The organism is Pseudomonas sp. LAIL14HWK12:I1 (assembly GCF_003202095.1).
In the GTDB taxonomy this organism is placed as follows: Bacteria; Pseudomonadota; Gammaproteobacteria; order Pseudomonadales; family Pseudomonadaceae; genus Aquipseudomonas; species Aquipseudomonas monteilii.
Genome location: NZ_QJKG01000017.1, coordinates 1 through 15,129 on the forward strand (window position 1 = coordinate 1; position 15,129 = coordinate 15,129).

14 protein-coding genes are annotated in these 15,129 nt (G+C 62.4%); 8 read left to right on the top strand and 6 right to left on the bottom strand.

Annotated features, from left to right (window positions below; translation table 11 throughout):
* The 3 genes from icmH to D906_RS26205 form a co-directional block, all read right to left on the bottom strand.
* Nucleotides 1-831: type IVB secretion system protein IcmH/DotU (icmH, locus tag D906_RS26195; RefSeq protein ID WP_097156214.1), on the bottom strand; the 831-nt coding region annotated here is incomplete at its 3' end.
* 246 nt (nt 832-1,077) lie between these two features.
* Nucleotides 1,078-1,896, bottom strand: coding sequence for a phosphatase PAP2 family protein (locus tag D906_RS26200; RefSeq protein ID WP_019098756.1), 819 nt, complete (start codon nt 1,894-1,896; stop codon nt 1,078-1,080).
* A 2-nt stretch (nt 1,897-1,898) separates the two neighbouring features.
* Nucleotides 1,899-2,588, bottom strand: a complete 690-nt coding sequence (locus D906_RS26205; RefSeq protein ID WP_025755039.1) for a histidine phosphatase family protein — start codon at nt 2,586-2,588, stop codon at nt 1,899-1,901.
* Nucleotides 2,589-2,864: 276 nt separating this feature from the next.
* Between D906_RS26205 and D906_RS26210 the strand changes: the two genes are divergently transcribed.
* The 8 genes from D906_RS26210 (at nt 2,865) to D906_RS26245 (ending at nt 12,064) form a co-directional block, all read left to right on the top strand.
* A complete protein-coding gene (locus D906_RS26210) occupies nt 2,865-3,614 on the top strand; it encodes a gluconate 2-dehydrogenase subunit 3 family protein (RefSeq protein ID WP_027615838.1) in 750 nt (249 codons plus the stop codon).
* 3 nt (nt 3,615-3,617) lie between these two features.
* Nucleotides 3,618-5,402 carry a GMC family oxidoreductase gene (locus D906_RS26215; RefSeq protein ID WP_019098759.1) on the top strand — a complete coding sequence of 595 codons (1,785 nt, stop codon included), beginning with the start codon at nt 3,618-3,620 and terminating at the stop codon, nt 5,400-5,402.
* A gap of 12 nt (nt 5,403-5,414) precedes the next feature.
* Nucleotides 5,415-6,662, top strand: a complete 1,248-nt coding sequence (locus tag D906_RS26220; protein WP_019098760.1) for a cytochrome c — start codon at nt 5,415-5,417, stop codon at nt 6,660-6,662.
* Between the two features lie 263 nt (nt 6,663-6,925).
* The gene (gene ptxS / locus D906_RS26225) at nt 6,926-7,945 is read left to right on the top strand and encodes a transcriptional regulator PtxS (protein ID WP_019098761.1); all 1,020 of its coding nucleotides are present in this window, start codon (nt 6,926-6,928) and stop codon (nt 7,943-7,945) included.
* Nucleotides 7,946-8,011: 66 nt separating this feature from the next.
* Nucleotides 8,012-8,785, top strand: coding sequence for a sugar phosphate isomerase/epimerase (locus D906_RS26230; RefSeq protein WP_027615837.1), 774 nt, complete (start codon nt 8,012-8,014; stop codon nt 8,783-8,785).
* Nucleotides 8,778-9,728, top strand: a complete 951-nt coding sequence (locus D906_RS26235) for a sugar kinase (protein WP_019098763.1) — start codon at nt 8,778-8,780, stop codon at nt 9,726-9,728. Before D906_RS26230 ends, D906_RS26235 begins: the two co-directional genes overlap by 8 nt.
* Before the next feature lie 58 nt (nt 9,729-9,786).
* Nucleotides 9,787-11,079: an MFS transporter gene (locus D906_RS26240; protein ID WP_016714062.1), complete on the top strand. Its 1,293-nt coding sequence runs from the start codon at nt 9,787-9,789 to the stop codon at nt 11,077-11,079.
* Nucleotides 11,080-11,089: 10 nt separating this feature from the next.
* Nucleotides 11,090-12,064 carry a D-glycerate dehydrogenase gene (locus tag D906_RS26245; protein ID WP_027615836.1) on the top strand — a complete coding sequence of 325 codons (975 nt, stop codon included), beginning with the start codon at nt 11,090-11,092 and terminating at the stop codon, nt 12,062-12,064.
* A gap of 49 nt (nt 12,065-12,113) precedes the next feature.
* On the opposite strand, the gene D906_RS26250 is transcribed toward D906_RS26245, so the two are convergent.
* The 3 genes from D906_RS26250 to bamA all read right to left on the bottom strand — a co-directional run.
* Complete coding sequence (locus D906_RS26250) at nt 12,114-13,079, bottom strand: endonuclease (RefSeq protein ID WP_019098764.1); 966 nt, start codon at nt 13,077-13,079, stop codon at nt 12,114-12,116.
* Nucleotides 13,080-13,093: 14 nt separating this feature from the next.
* Entirely contained in the window at nt 13,094-13,477 is a 384-nt protein-coding gene (locus tag D906_RS26255; RefSeq protein ID WP_019098765.1) for a hypothetical protein, read from the bottom strand.
* 98 nt (nt 13,478-13,575) lie between these two features.
* A partial coding sequence (gene bamA, locus D906_RS26260) for an outer membrane protein assembly factor BamA (RefSeq protein ID WP_110321051.1) occupies nt 13,576-15,129 on the bottom strand: 1,554 nt, incomplete at its 5' end.

Below are 15,129 nucleotides of genomic sequence, written 5' to 3' on the forward strand. Positions count from 1 at the left end.
GTCGAGCGATTGCAGGACTTCGGCGGTGATCAGGTCGAGGCGGTAGCTGTAGTAGCTGTAGGCGCAGACCATGGCGATGGCCGAGAGCACCAGTGGGCTCCACCAGGGCCACTCCCAACGCCGCCCGCGGTAGGGGCGATGGACGACGTTGGCGTAGGGGTCGCAGACGTCTTCGGGGATGGGGCCGCGCAGTTCGCGGATGACCTTGTGCATGCGCGAGATCAGGGCCTTGATGATGTCGTCGCACCTGGGGTCGAGGGCGTGCTTGCCGCGCAGGCCCAGGCAAATGCTGAAGTACAGGAACTCCAGTACATCCTGGAATTCCTTGGGCGACTGCATGACGCGCTCGAGCAGCACGAAGATTTTTTCACCGCCCTGGGATTCGTCATGGAAGATGCTGAGCAGCGGTTCGTGGCTCCAGCACGAATTGTTGCCCCACGGGCGGCTCATGACGGCCTCGTCCAGGAACAGGCACAGGGCGTAGGAGTAGGCTTCCTGCTGGGCAACGGGGTAGCCGTGCTGCCGGATTTCTTCGCGGATGTTACTGACCTGGTTTTGCACGGCCTTGTGCACGTAGGCGATGTTGGGCAGGTCATCCAGCGTACGCAGGCGAATGACCAGGCCGAACAGCGGGGTTGCCGCATCGAGCATCAGGTTTTTGAAGCCGCCACGTAGCTGGAACTGCGGGTCGGCGGGGTAGCCGAGCGGCTCCGTAGCGTGTTCAGGGCCAGCCCCGCTGTAAGGCTGCTGGGCAGCCTCTATATCCTCAAGCAGAATTGGCTTTTTCATGGCGGGCACAGGCTTGTCAGTGCCGTCGGACTGTCTGGACATCCATAATCCTCGTCAGTTAACAGATCAGGCTCACGCGATGACCGCGCACTTTCCATGCGGTCGCGCACAAGTATCTTGCGAAATCCTGAAGACTAACGAGGAATCAATAGGCAGGGGAGATTGAAACTTCCTAAAGCGCTGTAGGAAGTTTCGCTAAGGTTTATTTTGAAAGTATTATTAGCAACTAAGTGGATGACAAGTGCCTGTCAGATTCCACTATGCCCCTTGCTGAGAGACAAGGCCGCTCTACAAGGGCTGCGCCATGGCAGCGTCATGAATGACCGGGCTGTGTTCTGGCGCCTGCAACGCGATGCGGCCATAGAAGAGCAACGCCGTTACCCAGGTTGTCAGCCAGACAAAAATCCCCGCCCAGAATGTATGGGACATATAGTGCCAGCCCTGCAGTACCCGTGTTGTGCCGTACACGAACCCGATCAGCAGAATGATCACCAGCAACTTGCGTGCCTGTGCCCAGCGATGACGCAATGCCACGAAGTACAGCGCCAACAAGGTAAATCCGCTGGAGGCATGGCCACCCGGCCAGCAGCGGCCAGCGCCGGCCTTGTTCCACCAGGAGAAGTTTTCGAACCATTCAACGCGGGCCTGCGTACCGCCATACAGCGTGGTTTCGACAGGGCAATACACACTGGTGTGGCTTTTCAGGTAATGAATCACGGTCGTGCTCAGTGCAAACGCCACGACCACGAACAGCAAGTCGCGGCGGTGTTGGGTGGTGAAGCGCAGCACGGGTGCGATACGGGCTTTTTCCAGCACCCGGGTCAGCCCCAGTTGGGGACGGTTGGCCAAGCGCGGCCAGATAAACGACAGCAAGCTGCCGATGACTGCCAGTTCACCTGTCCAGTCCGGCAGGATGCGCGGCCACTTGTGGGTGACCTTCTCGAACCACTGATTGTGCAGCAGCGGGAACTGACCGGTGGCGGGGTCGAGCAGCAGGTTGCTGATCCAGCGATCGAACTCGGTGAGGTCGAATGCCACGAACACGATGGCGGCCAGCAACAGCGGCAGTAGCAGGTTGTTGCGGTAGAAAGCGGCGCGGGACGGCATATTCACAGCTCCTTGGCATCAACAAGTTTGCGCCATTCACTGGCAGCCATCTGGCCCAGCAGCGTTGCCTTGCCATCGCTGCCCTGGGTGATGAACAGGGCACTGGCATAGCTGTTCGACGTCGCGCTGACGGGTACCTGAAGCGCTTGCTCCAGCTGTTCCATGCAACCGCTGTGGCTGACCAGCACGAGGTTGTGGCCGGCCCGCTTGTGGCTAAAGGCGTTATCGGCAAAGTGTCCGTCACACTGGTTAAGCCAACCTTGCGTGGCCATGGTTTTACCAAACATGGCTTGTGCGGTTTGTCGGGTGCGCACCTCCGGGCTGGTCCACACGTCGGATGACGCCAGGCCAAGGTGTTGCAGGCCTTGGCCTACAGCGGCGGCCACCTGGCTGCCCGCAACCGTAATGCCGCTGGGGTCACCCAGGCAGGCACCTCTGGACCGGTCGCAGCGTTCGGCATGGCGCAGTACCACAATCACTGAGCCTTTTGCCCAAGCGGCCTCCAGCCCACTGCGTTGCAGGTGGTGCGGGTTGCCCAGGTTGGGGACGGCCGTGCGGGCATGCGCGCAGGCTGCTGCCACGCCCAGGACGAACAGCAGGCACAAGACTGCGAATAGCGCTGTGCCCCAAGGTAACCGGTGTACCTGCACGCGGCGTGAGGCGGGGGATTTGTCGATAACGCCTTGCAGCATGTTTGCCACTCCAGTCAGCTCGCTCCATTACGAGAGCGTCGGCACTGTAGGTAGCAGGATGTCGGTAGAGAGTGAGGCAGATGTGAAAAAAGCCTTGGCCCGACAGCGCTCTGGCCTTGCGGCAGAGACGAGAAGTCAACTATGAAACCGGTTTCAAAACATTTCTGAACGCGCTAGATTATTCGGCTGTCTTCTTGATGGCCTATCAAGATCACCTCTCTATTGAAAATCAGATGGCGCTTATCAAGGCCGCCCCAGAGCCGATGAGGATTCCCGATGCCTGAGCATGCCCCAGACAACCCGCGCAGGGATTTTCTGCGCAAGACCTTGACCCTGATCCCTGTCGTTACCGTGGCCAGCACAGGGCTGGGCGTGGGTGCCAGCCAACTGCTTGCGGCCCCGCAACAGCAGCAACAGCCACCGAAAGTGCCGGCTACGCCACCGGCGGGTAACTATCAGCCGACATTTTTCAGCGCTGAAGAGTGGGCGTTTCTACAAGCCGCCGTGTCCCGCATCATTCCGGCCGATGAACTTGGCCCCGGCGCGCTTGAAGCCGGCGCTGCCGAATTCATCGACCGGCAGATGAACACGCCGTACGCCACTGGCGCACAGTGGTACATGCAAGGCCCTTTCAACGCCGACGCAGCGCCCGAGCTGGGTTATCAGTTGCAGCTCAGCCCGCAGCAAATCTACCGCCTGGGCATCGCTGCCGTGGACGACTGGTGCAAGGCTAATTCCGGGCACGTTTTTGCTGAGCAAGATAGCGCTACCCAAGACCGTATTCTCGCCAAGATCGAGGGCGCAGAGCTGGTTTTAGACACCGTGCCGGCCAAGGTGTTTTTCAGCTTGCTGGTGCAGAACACCCGCGAAGGTTTTTTCTGCGACCCGATCCATGGCGGCAACAAACGCATGGTCGGCTGGACCCAGATCGGCTTCCCCGGCGCCCGCGCCGACTTCATGGACTGGGTCGAGCGCAACGAGCCTTACCCGTTCCCGGCTGTATCGATCCGCGGCGAGAGGGCCTGAGGCATGGCGACTGTGTTGAACAAAGTGGATGCGGTGATCGTCGGCTTCGGCTGGGCCGGTGCGATCATGGCCAAGGAGCTGACCGAGGCCGGGCTGCAGGTGGTGGCGCTGGAACGTGGGCCGATGCAGGACACCTACCCGGAAGGCAGCTACCCGCAGGTGATCGACGAGTTGACCTACAGCGTGCGCAAGAAGCTGTTCGTCGACGTGTCTAAAGAAACCGTCACTGTCCGCCACAGCATAAACGATGTGGCACTGCCCAATCGCCAGCTTGGCGCTTTCTTGCCGGGCAAAGGCGTGGGCGGCGCGGGCTTGCACTGGTCGGGTGTGCACTTTCGGGTAGACCCGGTCGAGTTGCGCATGCGCAGCCACTACGAAGAACGATACGGGCGAAAGTTCATCCCCGACGACATGACCATCCAGGACTTTGGCGTCACTTACGAGGAGCTGGAGCCGTATTTCGACTTCGCTGAAAAGGTGTTCGGCACCTCTGGCCAGGCCTGGACCGTCAACGGCAAGGTCGTGGGCGAAGGGAAGGGCGGCAACCCCTATGCGCCGGACCGCTCCAGCCCGTTCCCGCTGCCCGCGCAGAAGAACGTGGTGTCGGCCAGGTTGTTCGAAAAGGCCGCCACCAGCCTGGGCTACAAACCTTACAACCTGCCATCGGCCAACACCTCCGGGCCTTACACCAACCCCTACGGGGCACAGATGGGGCCGTGCAACTTCTGTGGTTTCTGCAGCGGGTACGTGTGCTACATGTACTCCAAGGCCTCGCCCAACGTGAACATTTTGCCGGCGCTGCGCCAAGTGCCTAACTTCGAGCTGCGGCCCAATGCCCATGTGCTGCGGGTGAACCTGGACGACAGTAAGCGCAAGGCCACCGGCGTCACCTACATCGATGCCCAGGGGCGCGAGGTAGAACAGCCGGCGGAGTTGGTGATCCTGGCGGCGTTCCAGTTCAATAACGTGCGCCTGATGCTGCTTTCCGGCATTGGCAAGCCTTACGACCCGGTGAAGAACGAAGGCGTGGTGGGGCGGAACTTTGCCTATCAGAACATGGGCACGGTCAAGGCGTTCTTCGACAAGGACACCTACACCAACAACTTCATCGGCGCGGGCGGCAACGGCATCGCCATCGACGATTTCAACGCCGACAACTTCGACCATGGCCCGCACGGCTTCGTCGGCGGCTCACCGATGTGGGTGAACCAGGCGGGCAGCCGGCCGATTGCCGGCACCGCCAACCCGCCGGGCACGCCAGCCTGGGGCAGCGCCTGGAAGAAAGCCACAGCCGACTACTACACCCATCAGGTATCGATGGACGCCCATGGCGCCCACCAGTCGTACCGTGGCAATTACCTGGACCTGGACCCGACTTATCGCGACGCCTATGGCCAGCCGCTGCTGCGCATGACCTTTGACTGGCAGGAAAACGACATCAGGATGAACCAGTTCATGGTCGACAAGCTGAGCAAGATCGCCCAGGCGATGAACCCCAAGTCCATCGCGGTACTGGGCAAGAAGGTCAAGGACCACTTCAACACCGCCAGCTACCAGACCACCCACCTGAACGGCGGCGCGATCATGGGCACCGACCCCAAGACCAGCGCACTGAACCGTTACCTGCAAAGCTGGGACGTGCATAACGTGTTTGTCCCGGGCGCTTCGGCGTTCCCTCAGGGCCTGGGGTACAACCCGACCGGGCTGGTGGCCGCGTTGACCTACTGGTCGGCCCGCGCCATCCGCGAGCAGTACCTGAAAAACCCCGGTCCGCTGGTCCAGGCTTGAGGAGCGATGAGCATGAAGACAATGTTGATCGCAACCCTGCTGCTGGGGGCCACGACGGCTGTACAAGCCACCGCGAATGATGATGCCCAGGTGCGCCAGGGGGAGTACCTGGCCCGTGCCGGTGACTGTGTGGCCTGCCATACCGCCAAGAACGGCCAGCCCTTTGCCGGTGGGCTGCCGATGGAAACGCCGATCGGCACGGTGTACTCCACCAACATCACCCCGGCTGCCAGCGGCATTGGCCAGTACAGCTTCGAAGACTTCGACCAGGCCGTGCGCAAGGGCATCCGCAAGGACGGCAGCACCCTGTACCCAGCCATGCCATACCCGTCTTACGCGCGCGTCAGCGAGCAGGACATGCAGGCGCTGTACGCCTACTTCATGAAGGGCGTGGCGCCCGTCGAACAGGCGAACAAGGCCAGCGACATCCCCTGGCCGCTGAGCATGCGTTGGCCGCTGGCTGTCTGGCGCGGCCTTTTCGCGCCAGAGGCCAAGCCTTGGCAGGCAACGGCTGCTGCCGACCCGGTGGTAAACCGTGGTGCGTACCTGGTCGAGGGCCTTGGCCATTGTGGTGCCTGCCATACGCCGCGGGCGCTGACCATGCAGGAAAAGGCGCTTAGCCCGGCAGAGGGTGAGCAGTTTCTGGCCGGCAGCGCTCCGCTGGAAGGCTGGATTGCCAAGAACCTGCGTGGTGACCACAAGGACGGCCTGGGCAGCTGGAGCGAAGCGCAGCTGGTGCAGTTTCTCAAGACTGGGCGCAGTGATCGCAGCGCCGTGTTCGGTGGCATGAGCGACGTGGTCGAGCACAGCATGCAGCACCTGAGTGATGCCGACCTGACCGCGATCGCCCGTTACCTGAAGACCCTGCCGCCGAGCAACCCTGAAGACCGGCCACACGTCTACGACAAGCAGGTGGCGGATGCGCTGTGGAAGGGCGATGACAGCAAGCCAGGGGCGGCGGTGTACATCGACAATTGCGCGGCCTGCCACCGTACCGACGGCCAGGGTTACACCCGCGCGTTCCCGGCTTTGGCCGGCAACCCGGTGGTGCAGACGGCGGATGCCACGTCGCTGATCCATGTGGTGCTGGCAGGGGGCACGGTACCGGCGACGCACACGGCGCCTTCGAATTTCACCATGCCGGCGTTTGGATGGCGTCTGAGCGACCAGGAGGTTGCCGAGGTGGTGAACTTCATCAGGAGCAGCTGGGGCAACCAGGGAAGCGCCGTCACGGCCGGTGATGTGAAGTCGCTTCGCTGACTTCTCCAGCTGCACCCTGATCCTCTATGGGAGCGGGTTTACCCGCGAATGCGATGTCGAATCTACCGCCGCATTCGCGGGTGAACCCGCTCTCACAGTTTTTTGGTTGAAATTGTATTTGCATCAATCATTTAATTTGCTTATCTAACCTCGAATATCATGTTATTTCCACATTCCCGACCAGTGGAAGGTTGACGAACTGCCGCAGTTTTGCTGTATTGAAACCGGTTTCATCGCTATCACAACAATCATAAGGACTGCCCATGACCGACGCGCCTGCCCATGCCCGCGAACGGGTCACCATCAGCGAAGTAGCGCGTGTCGCTGGCGTTTCCAAAGCCACCGTTTCCCGTTACATCGGTGGTGATCGCCAGTTGCTGGCCGAAGCCACGGCCAAGCGCCTGGAAGACGTCATCGAACGGCTTGGCTATCGCCCCAACCAGATGGCCCGTGGCCTCAAGCGCGGCCAGACGCGACTGATCGGCATGCTGGTAGCCGATATTCTCAACCCCTACTCAGTGGCCGTGATGCATGGCGTGGAAACCGCCTGCCGTCAACACGGTTACAGCCTGGTGGTGTGCAACACCAACCGCGACGACGAGCAGGAGCGTCATCACCTGGTGGCCCTGCAGAGCTACAACGTCGAAGGGCTGATCGTGAACACCCTTGGTCATCACCCCGGCGAGTTGCTCAACCTGCAGCGTGACATTCCCATGGTGCTGGTCGATCGGCAATTGCCCGAGCTGAATGTCGACCTGGTTGGGCTGGACAATGCCGATGCGGTCGAGCAGGCCCTCGACCACCTGCAGGCACAGGGCTACCGCGATATCCTGGCGGTCAGCGAACCCCTCGATGGCACCAGCTCACGCCTGGAGCGGGTGCAGGCATTCGGCACGTCGGTCAGCCGTCGGGCCGGCATGCGCCAGCAGGTGCTGGAAATCGGCACCGGGCTGGAGGGGCAGCTGGCGTCATTCCTGGCCAGCCGTGGCCATGGCCCGCAAGCCATCTTCACCTTCAACGGCGTTGCAACCTTGGCGGTGACCCGGGCCTTGCACGAAGCAGGGCGCAACCTGTTTGCCGACGTCGGGTTGATCGCCCTCGACGACCTTGACTGGTACCCCTTGGTCGGTAAAGGCATCACTGCACTGGCGCAACCCACCGAGCGTATCGGTGTGGCGGCTTTCGAAAGCCTGCTTGGCCGCCTGCGCGGCAACAGCGGGGCGGCCCGGCGCATCGACTTCAAGGCCGAGCTGATCATCCGAGGCTCAACCCAACCCCAATAAGCAACGGCAGGCTGGCGCCTGCTGCTGTCGATTAAAAATGAAACCGGTTTCATAAGGACAAGAACAATGAACACGAACCCCGTTTCCATCAGCCTCTCCAGCTACGGCGCCGACTTCGTGCGGCAACGTGGTCAGGAGCAGTTCCTTGACCTGCTGGCCGCCGCTGGCGTTAGCCGTGTGGAGTTGCGCGAAGAACTGTTTGCCAGTGCGCCGGACGCGACAGCGCTGGGTGCTGTCATTGCCGCATTGCGCCTGGAATGCCTGTACTCGACACCCCTGGAGTTGTGGACCGCGCAAGGCGTACCTGACCCACTTGTGGTGCAGAAGCTGGAGCTCGCCCGCGCGTTTGGCGCGGTAGCGCTCAAGGTGTCCTTGGGGCACTTCAACGAGCGTTGCGATGTCACCGCCCTGGCAGCGCTACTGCCCGCACAGGGGCCGCTGTTGCTGGTGGAAAACGACCAGACTGAACACGGTGGCAGGATCGAACCGCTGCTGCAGTTCTTCCGGCATGCCGACCCGCTTAAGCTGCGCCTGGGCATGACCTTCGATATTGGCAACTGGCAATGGCAAGACGAGTCTGCGAGGCAAGCCGCGCGTCAACTGGGCCGCTGGGTGCGCTATGTGCATTGCAAGGCTGTGGAGCGCCGGGCCGATGGCCGACGGGTTGCCATACCGCCGCAAGCAGCTGACCTGCAAGCGTGGGCAACGCTGATGGCCGAGTTCGCCCCCGGCGTGGTGCGCGCTGTCGAGTACCCCCTGGTGGGCGACGACCTGCTGGCGCTGACCCGTGCCCAGGTGCGTAGCCTGTCTGCGCTGGGGGAGGAGGTGGCCCATGCATGAGCATGACGTGCTGTGTTTTGGTGAAACCATGGCCATGTTCGTTGCCGAGCAAACCGGCGACCTGGCCAGTGTCGGCCAGTTTGGCAAGCGCATTGCCGGCGCCGACAGTAATGTGGCGATCGGCCTGGCGCGGCTGGGGTTCAAGGTGCGCTGGTTGAGCCGGGTCGGTGACGATTCACTGGGCCGTTTCGTGCTCGACAGCCTGCAACGCGAAGGCCTGGACTGTTCTGGTGTCGAAGTGGATACCCACTGCCCCACGGGCTTTCAGCTCAAGGCCCGCTGCGATGACGGCAGCGACCCGGCTGTGGAGTACTTCCGCCGTGGTTCGGCGGCCAGCAAGTTGTCACCCCAACTGCTGCGTGCAGACCTGTTGCAAGCGCGGCACCTGCACGCCACTGGCATTCCGCTGGCGCTGTCGGATAGCTGCCGGGCCCTGTCACACACGTTGGTCGACGCCATGCGTGCAGCCGGTCGCAGCATCTCGTTCGACCCCAACCTGCGCCCCTCGTTATGGCCTGATCAAACCAGCATGGTGCGCGAAATCAATGCCCTGGCGGTCAAGGCCGACTGGGTTTTACCGGGCCTGGAAGAGGGCCGGTTGCTGACCGGCCGGCACACCCCGGCAGACATCGCCGCGTTCTACCTCGACCGAGGGGTTGAGTTGGTGGTGATCAAGCTGGGTGACGCCGGTGCCTACTTGCGCAGTGCCAATGGGGAAGGCCAGGTAGCAGCCGTGCCCGTCAGCCGTGTCGTGGACACCGTCGGCGCCGGTGATGCCTTCGCCGTCGGCGTGCTCAGCGCGTTGCTGGAGGGCCGTGCAGTGGCCGAGGCGGTGGCGCGCGGCAACTGGTGCGGCAGCCGTGCCGTGCAGTCACGAGGCGACATGGAAGGGCTGCCGCTGCGCCACGAGCTGGAGGCCTTCGACCTGCGCAGAAGCGCGTGACCCCTTGACCCCGAATCACCTGTTGCAACAAAAACAACAAGCTCAGGAGAAACAAACCATGCAAAGCCAAAGCCTGGCACCTCGCCGCTGGTGGTACATCATCCCGATTGTGTTCGTCACTTACAGCCTGGCGTATCTGGACCGCGCCAATTACGGTTTCGCTGCAGCGTCCGGCATGGCCGAAGACCTGCATATCACCCCGGTGCTGTCTTCGCTGCTGGGCGCACTGTTCTTCCTCGGCTACTTCTTCTTCCAGGTGCCTGGCGCCATCTACGCCGAAAAGCGCAGCGTGAAGAAGCTGATTTTCGTCTGCCTGATCCTCTGGGGTGGCCTTGCCACACTCACGGGCATGGTCAGCAACGTCTACATGCTGATTGGCATCCGCTTCCTGCTCGGGGTGGTGGAGGCCGCCGTCATGCCGGCGATGCTGGTGTACCTGTGCCATTGGTTCACCCGTGCCGAGCGTTCGCGTGCCAATACCTTCCTGATGCTGGGCAACCCGGTGACCATTCTGTGGATGTCGGTGGTGTCGGGTTACCTCATCAAGCATTACGACTGGCGCTGGATGTTCATCATCGAAGGCCTGCCAGCCGTCATCTGGGCGTTCTTCTGGTGGCGCTTGGTCGACGACCGCCCGGCCCAGGTGAACTGGCTGAGCGAGCAGGAAAAAGAAGCCCTGCAGCAGGCGCTGGCTGCCGAGCAGCAGGGCATCAAGCCTGTGAAGAACTACCGCGAGGCGTTCCGTTCGCCGCAGGTGATCATCCTGGCGCTGCAGTACTTCTGCTGGAGCATCGGCGTCTATGGCTTCGTGCTGTGGCTGCCGTCGATCCTAAAGCAGGCGGCCAATGTCGATATCGTGCAGGCCGGCTGGCTGGCCTCGGTGCCTTACCTGGCGGCGGTACTGGCGATGGTGGGCGTGTCCTGGGCCTCCGACCGCCTGCAAAAGCGCAAGCGCTTCGTCTGGCCGCCGCTGCTGGTGGCCGCAGTGGCGTTCTATGGCTCGTACGCCTTGGGCAGCGAGCATTTCTGGTTGTCGTACGCGCTGCTGGTGCTGGCCGGCGCCTGCATGTATGCACCCTATGGCCCGTTCTTCGCGATCGTGCCCGAGATCCTGCCGGCCAACGTCGCAGGCGGGGCCATGGCGCTGATCAACAGCATGGGCGCGCTGGGTTCGTTCGGCGGTTCGTGGCTGGTGGGCTACCTCAATGGCGCCACTGGCGGGCCGGGCGCTTCTTACCTGTTCATGTGCGGCGCGTTGCTGACCGCCGTGGCGCTTACCGCCGCACTCAATACGTCACAGACATCTGGCCGGGCCAAGCGCAACAGCACGCGGCTGGCCATGAACCCTTAGGAAACCTGCAATGAAGAAGCGAATCGTCCTGTATAAACGCCTGTCTGACGACTTGATGACCCGCCTGCAAGACCGCGTAGAGGTCACCTGGGTGGATACCGCCCGGCCCGATGGCCTGGCCCGCCTGCGCGACGCGTTGCCGGGCGCCCATGGCTTGCTGGGTGCCAGCCTGCGCCTGGATGCCAGCCTGCTCGATCTGGCGCCACAGCTGGAAGTGGTGTCCAGCGTTTCGGTCGGCGTGGACAACTATGACATTGCCGAGCTCAGCCAACGCGGCGTGATGCTGACCAACACGCCCGACGTGCTGACCGAAACCACTGCCGACACGGGTTTTGCCTTGATCCTGGCCACTGCCAGGCGGGTAGTGGAATTGGCGAACTGGGTACGCGACGGGCACTGGCAGGCCAACCTGGGCCCGGCGCATTTTGGCTGTGACGTGCATGGCAAGACGCTGGGCATCGTCGGCATGGGCCGCATCGGCGAGGCCTTGGCCCGGCGAGCGGCTGCCGGCTTCGGGATGCGCGTGCTTTACCACAGCCAGCGGCCCAAGCCCGAGGTGGAGGCGCGCTACGCCGCGCGCCAGTGCAGCCTGGATGAATTGTTGCAGCAGGCGGATTTCACGTGCCTGACCGTGCCGCTGAGTGCCAGCACCGAAGGCCTGATTGGCGCACGAGAGCTGGCGCTGATGAAACCTGAGGCGATCCTGGTGAACATCTCGCGTGGGCGCGTGGTGGATGAGCCTGCGCTGGTCGATGCGCTGCGGGCCAAGCGCATACGGGGTGCGGGGCTGGATGTATTCGTGCAGGAGCCGCTGTCCACAGACTCGCCGCTGTTGCAGCTGGATAACGTGGTAGCGACCCCCCACATCGGCTCGGCGACCCAGGAGACACGCCAGGCCATGGCGCGCTGCGCGGTAGACAACCTGCTCAGCGCGCTGGCCGGCGAACGGCCGGCGAATCTGGTGAATGAGGTGTGCAGGTCGTGAGAGCAAGGGGCCGCCATACGGCCCCTTTGCGGTGCAGCTGAGCGGGCACTTATCGGCAGTTACCGGCTTTGCGATAGCCCGCAGCTTGAGCCTCACCCTCGGTGGCGAAGGTCACCTGGTTCTTCGCTGCTACCTGGTTGTAGCCCGGGCAGCCAACAGACAGGTGATAAACATGGCTGTTGCGGTTGCCAAGCACAGCCCCGACCGGCGCGGCGCTGGCCAGGCTCGGGTTGGCCTGCGCCTTGGTCGCTTTCACCGGCACCGCTTGCACCACACCACTGCCAGCCGGCTTGTAGTCGGCAGTCCATTTGCGTTCGCCACTCACGAACGGGTTGGCATGGCCCATGATCGCGGCAATACGGCGGTCGCGTTCTTTTTCCCAGGCCGACACCGGGTGCTGCTTGTCCCACGCCATCAACAGCTGTTGCTGCTGGCGCGACATGCTCAGTTGGTATCGGTCGAACATGTAGAACGTGGTACGCGCCACCAGGCCTTTAACTTCATCACGCGGCTCTGCAGCGCGCTGGACGAAATCGACCTTGGTGGTGCACTGGCCATATTCGCCGGCATTGCCGGCAACCATGCCGTAGTTGAAGTTGCTGCGGTCACCATTCACCTCGCCCACTGCCGGGTACAGGTTGAACAGATCGGCCTCCATGGCACGGAACACCGGGTCGTTGTCCACGCAGTGCTCGCGGCCGCCGTTTTTCCAGCACTGACGCTGGTTGCCGAAGGTGTAGGCGGGCACGATGTGTTCCCACTCGGTACGCTCGGCGCGGTTCTGCTGCTTGCGGGTCTGGTAACCACACGAGGCCGCATCGATGCGCCCACCGGACTTGCCCACCCAGGTCCACTTGCAACCGCAGTACAGGTCGCCCATGGCGCTGCTGGCCTGGTCCAGGTACACCTTCTGCTTGGCCACCACCTTGGCTTCGCTGAAGGTTGCCGGCGGGTTGGCCAAGGCAGGCAGGGTAAAGGAAAACAGTAAGGTTACGGCGTAAAGCAGTGATTTCATGAGAAAAACATATTTCAGGATGGGGTGCGCATTGTAATGGTTTCCCCGGGGCTGGCCAGCTCGCGGAGCCAGACCAAGGGTCGGCCTGGGTCGTCGCTGGCCATATGGTTGAACGTGGCTGAGTCGAGCATGTCCCTGACCTGGGTGCCCATGCGCAGCAGGCGCTCGATGAAACCGGCGCCGACGTCGCCATAGTCTTCCAGTGAAACGCCGCTCTGGTTGTGCTGGATGGCCAGGTGGTAGTGGCTGACCCCGGCACCGTTGCCACTGCCGCCCAGGACCACCGTGAAACGCGGGCCGAGCAGGTTGGCCAGGCGCTGCTGGACCAGATCGAGTAGCGCGAGCGGGACTTCATCGTGTCGCAATGCGTTGGGCAAGCAAGGTGTGAAAGGTGGCATGGGCGTGTCCTGCTGGGCGGCGTTCGAATGCCGCCCAGCTTAGGCAAGGTGACTGTCAACTTGGGTTAAGCAGGGGTAAAAGCAGGTAATGTCGGTGCTCAGAAGGTCTGCCCCAGCGAGAACTGGAAGATCTGCGTTTCTGCGTTGTCCGGTTTCTTCAGCGGTGCCGCCAGGCTGAAGCTCAGCGGCCCCACCGGGCTGTACCAGGTCACGCCAACCCCCAGCGACACGGCCATCTGCGCCAGGTCCACGCTGCCGCAGCCCTGGGTGGTCGACAGATAGCAGGTGTCGGCATACACGTTGCCTGCATCGACGAACACCGAACTGCGCAGCTGGCTCTGGTCCTTCACGAACGGCAACGGGAAGATGTACTCGGCGCCACCGGTAATCAGGATATTGCCCCCTAGCACATCGGTATCGCGGTCGGAGTAATAGGCTTGGCCGGCGCTGGCATAGGTGCCGGTGGCCGGCGTGTTGCGCGGGCCGAGGCCACCGTCCTTGAAGCCGCGCACCGAACCCAGCCCACCTGCGGTGTAGCTTTCGTAGAACGGCAGGCCATCGGTGGAGCCGTGACCGTTGCCGTAGCCCAGGCTGGCGTGCAGGCGCAGCGCGGTTTTGGCGGTCACCGGCAGGTAGGTCTGGCCGTTATAGTCCAGTTTGTAGAACGACAGGTCGCTACCAGGGGTGGTGGCCATCAGCGTCAGGCTTTGCGAGTGGCCACGGGTGGCCAGCACGCCTTTGTTGAGGGTGGATTCAGACCAGCCGATCGACGCTTTGAGGTTGTTGAAGCTCTTGCCTTCCCGGGCGATGAAGTCGTAGATCTCGTCGGCGCTGTAGGTGCCGGGCGAGATGTCGTCGTGTTGCAGGGTCAGTCCATAGGTCAGGCGCGATGTTTCGTTGATCGGGTAGCCAAAGCTGACCCCGGCGCCGTAGCTGTTGATTGCATAGTAAGAAACACCATCGTCGTAGTAATCGCTGTAGTCGGTGCTGCTGTAGAAGGCGTTGTAGCCCAGGCTGACGCCGTCGGCGGTGAAGTAGGGGTCGGTGAAGCCGAAGTTGTACTTGGTCTGGTATTCGCTGCGGGTCAGGCCGATCGACACCTTGTTACCGGTACCGAGGAAGTTGCTCTGGCTGATCGAACCACCGAGGATCAGGCCGGCGCTCTGGGCGAAACCGACGCTGGCGGTGATCGAACCGGAGGCCTGCTCTTCGACGCTGTAGTTGACGTCGACCTGGTCGTCGGTGCCTGGCACCGGCGGGGTTTCTACGTTGACTTCCTTGAAGAAGCCCAGGCGCTCCAGACGGGTCTTGGACTGGTCGATCAGGTAGGTCGAGGCCCAGCCACCTTCCATCTGGCGCATTTCGCGACGCAGCACTTCGTCTTCGGTCTTGGTGTTGCCGCGGTAGTTGATACGGTTGACGTAGGCACGCTTGCCCGGGTCGACCACGAACATGATGTCGACCGTGTGGTCCTGATCGTTCGGCTGTGGCACGCCGTTGACGTTGGCGAAGGTATAGCCTTCGTTACCCAGGCGGCGGGTGATCAGATCGGATGTGGTGGTCATCACCTTGCGCGAGAACACCTGGCCCGGCTGCACCAGCAGCAGCGACTTGACCTGGTCTTCCGGCACTTTCAGGTCACCGGACAGCTT

Excerpts from the sequence above, each read along its gene's own strand:
- D906_RS26200 (WP_019098756.1), bottom strand. The coding sequence starts at position 1,896 with ATGCCGTCCCGCGCCGCTTTCTACCGCAACAACCTGCTACTGCCGCTG.
- D906_RS26205 (WP_025755039.1), bottom strand. The coding sequence starts at position 2,588 with ATGCTGCAAGGCGTTATCGACAAATCCCCCGCCTCACGCCGCGTGCAG.
- D906_RS26210 (WP_027615838.1), top strand. The coding sequence starts at position 2,865 with ATGCCTGAGCATGCCCCAGACAACCCGCGCAGGGATTTTCTGCGCAAG.
- D906_RS26215 (WP_019098759.1), top strand. The coding sequence starts at position 3,618 with ATGGCGACTGTGTTGAACAAAGTGGATGCGGTGATCGTCGGCTTCGGC.
- D906_RS26220 (WP_019098760.1), top strand. The coding sequence starts at position 5,415 with ATGAAGACAATGTTGATCGCAACCCTGCTGCTGGGGGCCACGACGGCT.
- ptxS (WP_019098761.1), top strand. The coding sequence starts at position 6,926 with ATGACCGACGCGCCTGCCCATGCCCGCGAACGGGTCACCATCAGCGAA.
- D906_RS26230 (WP_027615837.1), top strand. The coding sequence starts at position 8,012 with ATGAACACGAACCCCGTTTCCATCAGCCTCTCCAGCTACGGCGCCGAC.
- D906_RS26235 (WP_019098763.1), top strand. The coding sequence starts at position 8,778 with ATGCATGAGCATGACGTGCTGTGTTTTGGTGAAACCATGGCCATGTTC.
- D906_RS26240 (WP_016714062.1), top strand. The coding sequence starts at position 9,787 with ATGCAAAGCCAAAGCCTGGCACCTCGCCGCTGGTGGTACATCATCCCG.
- D906_RS26245 (WP_027615836.1), top strand. The coding sequence starts at position 11,090 with ATGAAGAAGCGAATCGTCCTGTATAAACGCCTGTCTGACGACTTGATG.
- D906_RS26250 (WP_019098764.1), bottom strand. The coding sequence starts at position 13,079 with ATGAAATCACTGCTTTACGCCGTAACCTTACTGTTTTCCTTTACCCTG.
- D906_RS26255 (WP_019098765.1), bottom strand. The coding sequence starts at position 13,477 with ATGCCACCTTTCACACCTTGCTTGCCCAACGCATTGCGACACGATGAA.